General features: G+C 70.6%; 5 protein-coding genes and 1 tRNA gene. 1 reads left to right on the forward strand and 5 read right to left on the reverse strand.

Translation table 11 applies throughout. From position 1 onward, the window contains the following. Positions 1-149: 149 nt before the first annotated feature. From ABEB00_RS31085 to ABEB00_RS31095, 3 genes are all read right to left on the reverse strand, one after another. Positions 150-2,882 carry a DNA translocase FtsK gene (locus tag ABEB00_RS31085; RefSeq protein ID WP_345623990.1) on the reverse strand — a complete coding sequence of 911 codons (2,733 nt, stop codon included), beginning with the start codon at positions 2,880-2,882 and terminating at the stop codon, positions 150-152. Positions 2,883-3,122: 240 nt separating this feature from the next. Beyond that, a complete protein-coding gene (locus tag ABEB00_RS31090; protein ID WP_345623992.1) occupies positions 3,123-3,797 on the reverse strand; it encodes a response regulator in 675 nt (224 codons plus the stop codon). A 322-nt stretch (positions 3,798-4,119) separates the two neighbouring features. Continuing rightward, positions 4,120-9,606: a HAMP domain-containing protein gene (locus ABEB00_RS31095; protein ID WP_345623994.1), complete on the reverse strand. Its 5,487-nt coding sequence runs from the start codon at positions 9,604-9,606 to the stop codon at positions 4,120-4,122. Positions 9,607-10,010: 404 nt separating this feature from the next. Between ABEB00_RS31095 and ABEB00_RS31100 the strand changes: the two genes are divergently transcribed. After that, positions 10,011-12,764: a SpoIIE family protein phosphatase gene (locus ABEB00_RS31100; RefSeq protein WP_345623995.1), complete on the forward strand. Its 2,754-nt coding sequence runs from the start codon at positions 10,011-10,013 to the stop codon at positions 12,762-12,764. 62 nt (positions 12,765-12,826) lie between these two features. Here ABEB00_RS31100 and ABEB00_RS31105 read toward each other — a convergent pair. Next, positions 12,827-12,899 (reverse strand) — tRNA-Thr (locus ABEB00_RS31105). Positions 12,900-12,974: 75 nt separating this feature from the next. Further along, positions 12,975-13,637 (reverse strand): DegT/DnrJ/EryC1/StrS family aminotransferase, encoded by a 663-nt coding sequence (locus ABEB00_RS31110; protein ID WP_345624002.1) that lies wholly within the window; start codon positions 13,635-13,637, stop codon positions 12,975-12,977. Between the last annotated feature and the right edge of the window lie 149 nt (positions 13,638-13,786).

Genomic DNA, 13,786 nt, shown 5'->3' on the forward strand with positions numbered 1-13,786 from the left:
ATGGCGGAACTGCTGTTCTTCGCTGTCCTCAACTTGACGTGCGCCGAGGGGAAACGGTTGCCCGGTGATCGCTCACGGAAGCGTCACGACGGTTTCCGGTTGCCCGGTTGTCGCATCCGGTCCGGCCGGCGGTCGTCGTACCCGGTTCCCTACCCTTCAGACTCCCCCCGGATCACGGCCAGCACTCCGTCCAGTTCGTCAGGTTTCACAAGAACGTCACGCGCCTTCGAGCCCTCGCTGGGTCCGACGATGTTCCGCGACTCCATGAGGTCCATCAGCCGCCCCGCCTTGGCGAAGCCGACGCGCAGTTTGCGCTGGAGCATCGAGGTGGAGCCGAACTGCGTGGAGACGACCAGTTCGGCCGCCTGGCACAGCAGGTCGAGGTCGTCGCCGATGTCCTCGTCGATCTCCTTCTTCTGCTTGGTGCCGACGGTGACGTCGTCCCGGAAGACCGGCGCCATCTGATCCTTGCAGTGCTGGACGACGACCGCGACCTCCTCCTCGGTCACGAAGGCGCCCTGCATACGCGTCGGCTTGTTGGCGCCCATCGGCAGCATCAGCCCGTCGCCCTTGCCGATCAGCTTCTCCGCTCCCGGCTGGTCGAGGATGACCCGGGAGTCGGCGAGCGAGGAGGTGGCGAAGGCGAGCCGTGAGGGCACGTTCGCCTTGATCAGGCCGGTGACGACGTCGACCGAGGGCCGCTGGGTGGCGAGCACCAGGTGGATGCCGGCCGCGCGCGCGAGCTGCGTGATGCGCACGATGGAGTCCTCGACGTCCCGGGGCGCCACCATCATCAGGTCGGCCAGCTCGTCCACGATCACCAGCAGATACGGGTACGGCTGCAGCTCGCGCTCACTGCCCTCGGGCGGCTTGGCCCTGCCCTCGCGCACAGCGCGGTTGAAGTCGTCGATGTGCCGGTAGCCGTAGGCGGCGAGGTCGTCGTAGCGGAGGTCCATCTCCCGTACGACCCACTGCAGCGCCTCGGCGGCCCGCTTGGGGTTGGTGATGATCGGCGTGATCAGGTGCGGGATGCCCTCGTAGGCGGTCAGCTCGACCCGCTTGGGGTCGACCAGGATCATCCGGACGTCCTCGGGCGTCGCCCGCATCATGATCGAGGTGATGAGGCAGTTGATGCAGGACGACTTGCCGGAGCCGGTGGCGCCGGCGACCAGCATGTGCGGCATCTTCGCCAGCGAGTGCATGACGTAGCCGCCCTCGACGTCCTTGCCGAAGGCGACCAGCATCGGGTCGTCGTCCTCCGCGGACTCCGCGAGCCGGAGCACGTCACCGAGGTTGACCATCTCCCGGTCGGTGTTGGGGATCTCGATGCCGACCGCGGACTTGCCGGGGATCGGGCTGATGATCCGCACGTCCGGGCTGGCGACGGCGTACGCGATGTTCTTGGTCAGCGCGGTGATCCGCTCGACCTTCACGGCGGGGCCGAGTTCCACCTCGTACCGCGTGACCGTCGGCCCGCGCGTGAAGCCGGTGACCCGGGCGTCGACCTTGAACTCGGTGAAGACGGTGGTCAGCGACTCCACTATGGCGTCGTTGGCGGCACTGCGCGCCTTGCCCGGTCCCCCGCGCGTGAGGAGGTCGAGCGCCGGCAGGGAGTAGGTGATGTCGCCGGAGAGCTGGAGCTGCTCGGCGCGCGGCGGCAGCTCGCGCTCCTGGGGCAGCGGGGTCTTGGTGAGGTCGGGCACGGCCGGTTTCGTGCGGTCCTCGACGAGCCGTTCCTGCTTGAGTCTGCCCGGCTGGGGCCGCGCCGCCGGCACCGGCGTCGGGGTCGTCGACTCCCGGTCCCCCGCGCTCACGCCCTGAGTGAGGTCGGCGACCAGCGGCGACGGGGGCATCCCGTGCAGCACCGCGCCGTCGAGCGCGGCGGCGGCCGCGGCGGCGACGTCCACGGCGTCCCTGGGGCGGTCCATGCCGGGCTGCGGCGCGGCGGACCGCCGGGGGCGGCCACGGCGCCGGGTGAGCGCCTCCTGCTCGGCGTCCTCGGGGTCGTACGCCTCGACGGCGGGCCCGCCGCGCCTGCGGGGGCGCGCGGGCAGCGCCTCGCGCCACTGCTCGTCGTAGCGCTCGTCGTCGAACGTCTCCAGCGGTTCGGGATCGCTGACCAGTCCGAGCCGCACCCCGAGCAGCCGCAGCCGCTGCGGGATGGCGTTGACGGGCGTGGCGGTGACCACGAGCAGGCCGAAGACGGTGAGCAGCACCAGGAGCGGCACCGCCAGCACATCGGTCATCGTGTACGACAGCGGGGTCGCCGCGGCCCAGCCGATGAGGCCGCCGACGTCCCGTATGGCCTGCATGCCGTGGTCCCGCGCGGGCGAGCCGCAGGCGATGTGGACCTGGCCGAGCACGCCGATGACGAGCGCGGAGAGGCCGATGACGATCCGCCCGTTGGCCTCGGGTTGCTCCGGGTGGCGGATGAAGCGCACCGCGACGGCGCCGAGCAGGATCGGCACCAGCAGGTCGAGCCGGCCGAAGGCGCCGGTGACCAGGATCTCGACCAGGTCGCCGACGGGGCCCTTGAGGTCGGCCCAGGTGCCGGCGGCGACGATCAGGGCCATGGCGAGCAGCAGCAGGGCGACGCCGTCCTTGCGGTGGGCCGGGTCGAGGTTCCTGGCGCCCTGCCCTATGCCGCGGAACACGGCGCCGACGGCGTGCGCCAGGCCCAGCCAGACGGCGCGTACGAGGCGGAGTACGCCCCCGGTGGGGCTCACCGCCGGCCGGGGCGCGGGCCTTTTCGCCACCGCCTTCCTGGCGGGCGGCGCCTTCCTCGGCGGTGCCTTCTTCGCCACGGCCTTCCTCGCCGGAGCCTTCGCGGGAGCCACCTTCTTCGCGGGCTGCTTCTTGGCTGCGGAGGGACGTGAGGCCATAGGTGGGAGATTACCGGTGGAGACGGCGACGGACACCTGTGCCTACCGCTTCACCCGTTCGTGTCGCCCGTCCCAGAGCTTTCGCCTCGCCCGTGCCGAAGCTCCGGAAAACGGCGCTCGCGCCACCGAAGCCGACCCGGATGCACGCGCGCAGGGCGCCGCGGGACCGCCGGTCACAGCCCGCGCGCGTCCCGGCGGGGCGGACACCACGGGCGGATACGACATCCCGCCCACGGGGTGTCAGTTGGCCGCGCTCTGACCGTCGGAGCCCGGCTCCAGCGCGTCCAGGGCGCGCCGCAGCCCGGTCAGCTTGCGCTCCAGGTGCGCCGCCGTGGCCACCGCGGCGGCGTCCGTCGACTCGTCGCTGAGCTGCTTGGACAGTGCCTCGGCCTGCTCCTCGACGGCCGCCAGTCGCGCCGACAGTTCGGCGAGCAGCCCCGCCGACTCCTTGGTCTCGTCGCCGGCGGCCCGGCCGCCCGAGCCCTCCAACTGGAGCCGCAGCAGCGACGCCTGCTCCCGGAGCTGACAGTTCTTCATGTACAGCTCGACGAAGACGGAGACCTTGGCGCGCAGCACCCAGGGGTCGAACGGCTTGGAGATGTAGTCCACCGCGCCCGCCGCGTAACCGCGGAAGGTGTGGTGCGGTCCGTGGTTGATCGCGGTGAGGAAGATGATGGGGATGTCCCGGGTCCGCTCCCGCCGCTTGATGTGCGCGGCGGTCTCGAAACCGTCCATTCCCGGCATCTGGACGTCCAGCAGAATGACCGCGAAGTCGTCCGTGAGCAGCGCCTTGAGCGCTTCCTCCCCGGACGATGCCCGCACCAGCGTCTGATCGAGCGCCGAGAGGATCGCCTCCAGCGCCAGCAGATTCTCCGGCCGGTCATCGACCAGGAGGATCTTGGCCTTCTGCACCATGGCCCGCCCTCCTCGCCCCGGCTTGGGGCCTCCCCTGTCCGCAGGACCTGGGGAAGCACCGGCGGGTGCCGCCCCGGAAGGCGACTCCCTTGCGCCGCCCGTCCTCGTGCCGGTCATCGTAGCCGCACCCCGCCTGTCGCCACACCCTGTCACCGTGATGTCACTGTGCACGTAGCGGAAACGCGGCGGGGGACCAGAAGGTTCCCCGTTTCCCGCACTTGTACACGGCCCCGGGCACACCGGGCCGGCAACTCGGCGCGGACCCCGAAGGTTCCGTCACGCTCGTCCACACCACCTTCGCACGCCCGCCGGAAGCCGACGCCTACGCCCCCCGCATCCACTGGTCCATCACCGTCAGCAGGTGATCGGGGTCGACCGGCTTGGTCACGTAGTCCGAGGCACCGGACTCGAGCGCCTTCTCCCGGTCGCCCTTCATCGCCTTGGCGGTCAGCGCGACGATGGGCAGCCCCGCGAACTGGGGCATCCGGCGGATCGCCGTCGTCGTCGCGTACCCGTCCATCTCCGGCATCATGATGTCCATCAGGACGACCGCCACGTCCTCGTGCTGCTCCAGCACCTCGATGCCCTCCCGCCCGTTCTCGGCGTAGAGCACCGACAGACCGTGCTGCTCCAGCACGCTGGTGAGCGCGAACACGTTGCGGATGTCGTCGTCGACGATCAGCACCTTCTCGCCGCCGAACCGGACCCCGCGGAAGGACCGCGGCGCCGGCTCCTGCTCCGCCGCGGTCTGCCACGACTCCTGCGGCGCCGGCCGCGACTCGACCTCCGGCAGGGCCCTGCGGCGGCGCCGGAACAGCGTCGCGGAGCCGTCCTGCGTCTCCTGGTACGGCTTCGCCTCGGCCGGCCGCTGCGCCCGGACCTCGGCCCGCTCGTCGAGACCGGGCTCGGCCGGTGCGGACCCCATCGGGTCGCCCGCCTCCAGCGCGGCCACCGGCTGCTGATAGCCCTGCGACGGCAGCTCGTTCAGGCGCAGCGGCAGGTAGAGCGTGAACGTCGAGCCGCGCCCCGGCTCGCTCTGCGCGTAGATCTCTCCGCCGAGCAACTGGGCGATCTCCCGCGAGATCGACAGCCCGAGGCCCGTACCGCCGTACTTGCGGCTGGTGGTGCCGTCGGCCTGCTTGAACGCCTCGAAGATCACCCTCATCTTGCCGGCCGCGATCCCGATCCCGGTGTCGGTCACCGAGAAGGCGATCAGCTCGCCGCCCGGTTCGGTCAGCGAACCGGCCTCCAGCAACTGCTCGCGGATCCGGTTCGGGACGTCGTCCCGCGCGGGCCGGATCACCAGCTCGACCGAACCGGAGTCGGTGAACTTCACCGCGTTCGACAGCAGGTTGCGCAGCACCTGGAGCAGCCGCTGCTCGTCGGTGTGGAGGGTGGCGGGCAGCTCCGGCGAGACCCGCACCGACAGGTCCAGCCCCTTCTCCGCGGTCAGCGGCCGGAAGGTGGCCTCCACGTAGTCCACGAGCTGGACCAGCGCGATACGCGTCGGCGAGACGTCCATCTTGCCCGCCTCGACCTTCGACAGGTCCAGGATGTCGTTGATGAGCTGGAGCAGGTCGGACCCGGCCCCGTGGATGGTCTCGGCGAACTCCACCTGCTTCGGGGAGAGGTTCCCCTCGGCGTTGTCGGCGAGCAACTTGGCCAGGATCAGCAGCGAGTTCAGCGGCGTACGCAGCTCGTGCGACATGTTGGCGAGGAACTCGCTCTTGTAGCGCATCGACACCGCGAGCTGCTCGGCACGCTCCTCCAGGACCTGCCGCGCCTCCTCGATCTCGGTGTTCTTCACCTCGATGTCACGGTTCTGCTGGGCCAGCAGCTCGGCCTTCTCCTCCAGTTCGGCGTTGGACGCCTGGAGCGCCTTCTGCCGCTGCTCCAACTCCTCCGACCGGTCCCTGAGCTGCTCGGTCAGCTCCTGCGACTGCTTCAGCAGCACCTCGGTCTTGGTGTTGACCGAGATGGTGTTGACGCTGGTCGCGATCATCTCGGCGATCTGGTTGAGGAAGTCCCGCTGGATCTGCGTGAACGGGGTGAAGGAGGCCAGTTCGATGACCCCGAGCACCTTCCCCTCGAAGAGCACCGGCAACACGATCACCTGCGCGGGCGGCGCCTCGCCGAGCCCGGAGGAGATCTTCAGATAGCCGCTGGGCGCGTTCTCCACCAGGATCGTGCGCTTCTCCTGCGCGGCCGTCCCGACCAGCGCCTCCCCCGGCCGGAACGAGGTCGGCATCGACCCCATCGAGTAGCCGTACGAGCCCAGCATGCGCAGTTCGTACTGGTCCTCCCGCGAGTGTGCCGACTCCTTGCCGTCGGCGAGCGGCCTGGTCAGGAAGAACGCGCCGTGCTGCGCGGAGACCACCGGAGTCAGCTCGCTCATGATCAGCGAGGCCACGTCCTGGAGGTCGCGCCGGCCCTGCATCAGCGCGGAGATCCGGGCGAGGTTGCCCTTGAGCCAGTCCTGCTCCTTGTTGGCGATCGTGGTGTCGCGCAGGTTGGCGATCATCTTGTTGATGTAGTCCTGCAGCTCGGAGATCTCCCCCGAGGCGTCCACGTCGATCTTCAGGTTCAGGTCGCCGCGCGTCACCGCGGTCGCCACGCGTGCGATCGCCCGCACCTGCCGGGTCAGGTTCCCGGCCATCTCGTTCACCGACTCGGTCAGGTCCCGCCAGGTGCCGTCCACGTCCCGCACCCGCGCCTGACCGCCGAGCTGCCCCTCCGTGCCCACCTCGCGGGCCACCCGGGTGACCTCCTCGGCGAACGAGGAGAGCTGGTCCACCATCGTGTTGATGGTCGTCTTCAGCTCCAGGATCTCGCCGCGCGCGTCGATGTCGATCTTCTTGGTCAGATCACCCTTGGCGATGGCGGTGGTGACCATGGCGATGTTGCGCACCTGACCGGTCAGGTTGGACGCCATCTGGTTCACCGACTCGGTGAGGTCCTTCCAGGTGCCGGCCACCCCCGGGACCTGCGCCTGACCGCCGAGGATGCCGTCGGTGCCGACCTCGCGGGCCACCTTGGTGACCTGGTCGGCGAAGGACCGCAGGGTACGCACCATGGTGTTGAAGGTGTCGGCGAGCTGCGCGACCTCGCCGCGCGCCTCGATCGTCACCGTCCGCGTCAGGTCACCGTTGGCGACGGCCGCGGCCACCTGGGAGATGTTCCGCACCTGGACGGTCAGGTTCTTCGCCATCAGGTTGACGTTGTCGTTGAGGTCCTTCCAGATGCCCACCACGCCGGGCACGTTGGCCTGGCCGCCCAGGATGCCCTCGGTGCCCACCTCGCGGGCCACCCGCGTGACCTGCTCGGCGAACGACGAGAGCTGGTCGACCATCGTGTTCACGGTGGTGACCAGTTCGAGGATCTCGCCCTTGGCGTCGACCGTGATCTTCTTCGACAGATCGCCCTTGGCGACCGCCGTCGTGACCTCGGCGATGTTGCGCACCTGCATGGTCAGGTTGTTCGCCATGCCGTTCACGGACTGGGTGAGGTCCTTCCAGGTGCCGGAGACGCCCTGCACCTCGGCCTGCCCGCCGAGGATGCCCTCCGTACCCACCTCACGGGCCACCCGGGTCACCTGCTCGGCGAACGACGAGAGCTGGTCCACCATCGTGTTCAGCGTGTTCTTCAGCTCCAGGATCTCTCCGCGCGCGTCCACGTCGATCTTCTGGGAGAGGTCACCGCGGGCCACCGCGGTCGCGACCTGCGCGATGTTGCGCACCTGGGCGGTGAGGTTTCCGGCCATGCCGTTCACCGAGTCGGTCAGGTCGCGCCACACGCCGGCGACGCCGGGCACCTGGGCCTGGCCGCCGAGCCGGCCCTCCGTGCCCACCTCGCGGGCGACCCGGGTCACCTGCTCGGCGAACGAGGAGAGCTGGTCCACCATCGTGTTGATGGTGTTCTTCAGCTCCAGGATCTCCCCGCGCGCGTCCACGTCGATCTTCTGCGACAGGTCACCGCGGGCCACCGCCGTCGTCACCTGGGCGATCTGCCGCACCTGGGACGTCAGGTTTCCCGCCATGAAGTTGACGGAGTCGGTCAGTTCCTTCCACGTGCCCGAGACGCCGTCCACCCGCGCCTGCCCGCCGAGCCGGCCCTCCGTGCCCACGTCCCGGGCCATCCGGGTCACCTGGTCGGCGAAGCTCGACAACTGGTCCACCATGGTGTTCACGGTGTTCTTCAGTTGGAGCATCTCGCCGGAGACGTCCACCGTGACCTTCTGCGACAGATCGCCGTTGGCCACCGCCGTCGTCACCTGGGCGATGTTGCGCACCTGCCCGGTCAGGTTCCTGAAGGCCGTGTTGACCGAGTCGGTCAGGTCCTTCCAGGTCCCCGCGGCGCCCGGCACCTGCGCCTGGCCGCCCAGCTCACCCTCGACACCGACCTCGCGCGCCACCCGGGTGACCTCGGCACCGAACGAGGAGAGCTGGTCCACCATCGTGTTGACCGTGTTCTTCAGCTCCAGCATCTCGCCGGCCACGTCCACCGTGACCTTCTGCGACAGGTCACCGTTGGCCACCGCCGTCGTCACCGCCGCGATGTCCCGCACCTGCGTGGTCAGGTTCCGGAACACGGTGTTCACCGAGTCGGTCAGGTCCTTCCAGGTCCCCGCCGCACCCGGCACGTTCGCCTGGCCGCCGAGCTGTCCCTCGGCACCGACCTCGTTCGCCACCCGGGTGACCTCGTCCGCGAAGATCCGCAGCGTCTCGGTCATCTGGTTGATCGTCTCGGCGAGCTGCGCGACCTCGCCGCGGGCCGGCACCGTCACCTTCCGCGACAGATCACCGTTGGCGACCGCCGTCGTCACCTCGGCGATCCCGCGCACCTGGGCGGTCAGGTTCCCGGCCATCGTGTTGACCGAGTCGGTCAGCTCCTTCCACACGCCGGCCACCCCCGGCACCCGGGCCTGCCCGCCCAGCGCCCCCTCGGTGCCCACCTCCCGCGCGACCCGCGTGACCTCCGAGGAGAACGCGGAGAGCTGGTCGACCATCGTGTTGACGGTGTTCTTCAGTTCCAGCATCTCCCCGGCCACGTGCACGGTGACCTTCCGGGAGAGATCGCCCTTGGCCACCGCCGTCGTCACCAGCGCGATGTCCCGCACCTGGGCCGTCAGCCGGTACGCCATGGTGTTGACCGAGTCCGTGAGGTCCTTCCACGAACCGGACATCCCGCGCACCCGCGCCTGCCCGCCCAGCTTGCCCTCGGTACCCACCTCGCTCGCCACCCGGGTGACCTCGTCGGTGAACGTCGACAACTGGTCGACCAGATTGTTCACCGTCCGCCCGACCTTCAGGAACTCGCCCCGCAGCGGCTGCCCGACCCCCTCCGGCACCTGCGTCCGCAGCTCCATCCGCGGGGACAGGTCGCCCTCCGCCACCGCCGACAGGACCCGGCCGACCTCGGAGACCGGCCGCACCAGATCGTCCACGAGCGCGTTGGAGTGATCGACCGCCGCCGCCCAGGAACCCTCACAGGTCCCCGTCTCCAGCCGCTCGGTGAGCTTGCCCTCCCGCCCGACCATGCGCCGCACCCGCGCCAGCTCACCCGTGAGGTGCAGATTGCGGTCGGCCACCTCGTTGAAGACCGCCGCGATCTCCGACATCACGCCGTCCCCGGAGACCGTGAGGCGCTTGCGGAAGTTCCCGTCCCGCATCGAGACCAGTGCCACCAGCAGTCGGTCCAGGGCAGCCGCGTCCACAGCGGTGGTACCACCCCGCCCCTTGCCCCGGCCGTCCGGGGACTGTCCGCTTTTCGCGCGCGTCTTCGTGGCCCGCGTCGCTGCGCCAGACTCCACTGTGTCCCTCCCGCAGGGGTCGACCGATACTGCCGTGTCCGGCCACTACCTCTCGGCGTACCGGTTACTGCCGCGTACTTCCTGTGCTGCCGCGCACTTCCCGATCCGGTCCGCCGGTCCGCCGGACCGCCTCCAGGGCTGCTGCCCGTCGTACGCAGTCGACACTCGGCCCGCCCGGACCTTCACCGGAAGCTTGCCCAGTGTTTCACCCCGGCCGAACCAGGCCATAACAGTTCGGCAGCTTCGCACATCGTCCGCACACCCTCCGGACGTAAACACTGCGGACCGGCATCCGCCAGGACGGCGAAGGTAAGTAACCTTGCAAGCGGCTGTCCAGCCACGCCGGTCCGTCCGGCCTGGGCGGTGGCACGAGACGAGCGGGCATCGAAGGGGCGGCCGGACAGATGACCACCGGACTGATCCCCGGGGGACCTCCCCCGGACCCTCAGCCGACGGGCGGTCTGCCGCAGCAGCGGCAGGAGCCGAGCGCCGACCCGGCCGGGCAGGCAGAAAAAGGGACGAGGAGTTCTGTGACCACCGCGCGTGCGGCCGCCAGCTTCGAGCCCGTCGGGCGATCGGTCGCCGGCGCCCGGTCCTTCGTCCGGGACACCCTCCAGGGCTGGGGCCACGCCGACATCGTCGACGACGCCGTCGTACTGACCAGCGAACTCGTCACCAACGCCGTGGTGCACGCCGGTACCGCCGCCGACGTCGTCTGCCTCCGCAGCACCGAGGGCGTACGCATCGAGGTCTCCGACCACTACCCGGAGCGCGAGGTTCCGCTCCAGGGCCCGGCCGTCGACATGGGCAGCCCCGACCGGGAGGGCGGCCGCGGCCTCCAGCTCTGCGCGGCCCTGGCCGACCGCTGGGGCGTCGAGTACACGCCGACGCACAAGACGGTCTGGTTCCAACTCAACCTGCCCGAGCGCCCGGTCGGCACCCGCGCGGCCGGCCCCGCGCTCCCGGCCCACCTCCTGCCGCTCGCGGACGGCCGCGTCCGGGTGGCCGTCGTCCAGATCGACCGCACCGGCGCGATCACCGCCTGGAACGAGGACGCCGAGGAACTCTTCGGCTACCCGGCCGAGCAGGTCACCGGCAAACCGCTCACCGACCTCGCCGCCTGGCCGCACACCCCCGGCACCAGCACCGGCATCGTCGAGGCCCTGCGCCTCTCCCGCTGGGAGGGCAGCTACGGCATCCGCGGCGCCAACGGCCGCGTCCTGCCCGTCTACGCCTCCCACCTGCGGGTCCGCGACACCGGCGGCGAGCCCTCCACGGTCTGCCTCCTGGTCCGCGACCACGAACGGGCGGTGCTGCAGACCCCGTTGCGCGTTCCCGCCGACACGGGCGCCACCTCGGAGGGCGGCCAGAGCGCCGACCCCTTCGAGGTCTTCATCGGCTCTCCCGCCCCGGACGACCTGGACGGCCTGCTGCAGCGCACGGTCGAGCGGGCCCGCGACATGCTCGACGGCGACGCCGCCTTCCTCCTCCTGGCCACGGACGACGAGACGGAGCTGGAGGTGCGCGCCTCCACCGGCCTGCCCTCCGCCCGCCAGCGCTTCGCCCGGGTCCCCGTGGAGGCCGGTCCCGGCCGTTACGGCTCGGCCCGCATGCCCGCCGTCCACGACGACCTGCTGGCCGTCCCGGGCGCCGTCCCCCTCCTCAACGGCACGGGCATGCGCTCGGTCGTCACCGTCCCGCTCAAGGTGGAGGGCCGCCTCACCGGCTCCCTGGGTGTCGCCGCGGAGGGGGCGGGCCGCTACTCCAACGAGGAGGCGCTGCGCCTGCAGTTCGCCGCCGACCGGATCGCCCTGGCCGTGGAGTCGGCCCGCCTGGGCGAGCTGGAGCGGCTGCGCCGCGGTTCGCTGAGCTTCCTGGTGGAGGCATCGGACCTGCTGGCGGGCACCCTGGACCGGGACCAGACGCTGGCCCTGATGGCTCAGATGACGGTCCCCACGCTGGCCACCTGGTGCGCCGTCTACACCATCGCCGACCAGGCGTCCGAGCCCTACCTCTCCTATGTCCTGCACGAGGACGAGGACCTCATCGACGGCATCAAGTCCCTCCTCTCCAAGGTGGATCCGCCCGATCCGGTACCGACCCCGGGCGCCCGGGTCTGGTCGGCCCCGGCCGAGGTGGCCCATCAGGCCGCGCTGCGCACCTCGATGCGCAGCCTCGGCCTGAACGGCAGCCACACCCGTCAGGTCACCCCCGGGATCGGCCCGACTCTCGCCACGGCCGCGGCGGTCGGCGGCGAGACGGTGGTCCTCCCGCTGGTTGCCCGCAACCGCGTGATCGGCATGCTGACGCTCGGTAAACCCACCGACGACCACTTCCGCCAGGAGATCCTGGAGCTGGCCGAGGACCTCTCCCGACGCGCCGCCCTGGCCTTGGACAACGCCCGGCTGTACTCGGAGCGCACGGCCATCAGCCAGGCCCTCCAGCGCAGCCTCCTGCCGCCGGAGCTGCCTTTGATCGACGGCGTCGAGGTCGAGGTCATCTACCGCGCCGCCGGCGAGGGCAACGAGGTCGGCGGCGACTTCTACGACCTCTTCCCCATCAGCGACGGCGCCTACGGTTTCGCCATCGGCGACGTCTGCGGTACGGGCCCGAACGCGGCGGCCGTCACGGGCCTGGCCCGGCACGCCCTGCGCCTGCTGGCCCGCGAGGGACTCAGCGGCCCCGCGGTCCTGGAGCGTCTCAACTCCGCCATCCTCGACGAGGGCGCCCGAAGCCGCTTCCTGACCCTCCTGTACGGCGAGCTGCGCCCGCGGGAGGACGGCAGCGCGGAACTGAAGGTGGTCTGCGCCGGTCATCCGCTCCCCTTGCGGCTGCGCCAGGACGGCACGGTCGAACCGGCCGCCGAGCCCCAGCCACTCCTGGGCGTCATCGAGGACCTGGAGCTGTACGAGGAGACGGTCACCCTCGATCCCGGGGATGTCCTGCTCTGCGTCACGGACGGCGTCACCGAGCGCCGCGAGGGCACGCGCATGCTGGGTGACGACGGTCTCGCCGACGTCCTCACGACCTGTACCGGCCTGACGGCCGGCGCGGTGGCGGCCCGCATCATGCGCGCGGTGGAGCGTTTCGCGTCGGACGCGCCCTCCGACGACATGGCGATTCTGGCGATGCGGGTCCCGGAGCCCCAGAAGGACTGACGGCCTCACCGGGAAACGCGAAAGGCCCCGCCCTGGGAAACAGGGCGGGGCCTTTCTGTCAGAGCCCCCAAACGGAATCGAACCGTTGACCTTCTCCTTACCATGGAGACGCTCTGCCGACTGAGCTATGGGGGCCTCACGCTTTTGCGAGGTTTCCCTCGCGGCGACGAGAGAAATAGTACCCCGAAGGGGCCCGTGCTCCCAACCGCCTCAGAAGGCGGGCTGGAGCAGTCCTCCGAGCGAGTTGCACGCGGACACGATCCGCTGCATGTCCCGTTTGGTGAGCGCGGCGTCGACCGGCAGCGCCAGCGTCTGGTCGGCGGCGCGTTCGGTCTCCGGCAGCGTCACGCAGCGGCGGAACTCGGGCAGCCGGTGCACGGGGGTCTTCACCGGCACCCGGCAGTCGACGCCGCGGCCGCGCACGGCGCGGGCGAAGGCGTCCCGGTCCGGCCGCCCGTTCCCGGGCACCCGCACCACGTACTGCTGGTAGGTGTGCCCGTCGCCGTCGTCGGGTGCGCGCACCCCGCGGAGCTTGGCGTCGAGGTACGCGGCTCGCTGCCTGCGCTGTGCTATCTCGTCGTGCGGCGCCCCGGTTTCGCCTTCTTGCAGCACCAACAGTCCGTGCCGCTCCCCGATCCCGAGCAGTCGCCGCATGTCGGCCGGCCGCCCGAACCGGTGTACGGCGACGACGGCGGCTGTCCGCGGCCCGACGGCGGCCTCGACCGCCGACGGATCGAGGCAGTAGGTCACCGGGTCTATGTCCGCGAAGACCGGCAGCGCACCGGCCATCGCGACCGCCGCGGCGACCTCCACGTTCCCGAAGGCCGGCACGATGACCTCGTCACCGACTCCGACACCTGCGGCCCTGAGCATTGCTGCAGTACCCATGACGCCGATGGTGGGCGCGGAACGTGAACGCCAAGTGACGGACAACAAAAAAGGGCTGGACCCGGAACAGAAGTTCCGGGTCCAGCCCTTTGAATGATTGTTCGGCGGCGTCCTACTCTCCCACAGGGTCCCCC

The sequence above is a fragment of the Streptomyces ziwulingensis genome (assembly GCF_039542605.1).
Classification (GTDB): Bacteria; Actinomycetota; Actinomycetes; order Streptomycetales; family Streptomycetaceae; genus Streptomyces; species Streptomyces ziwulingensis.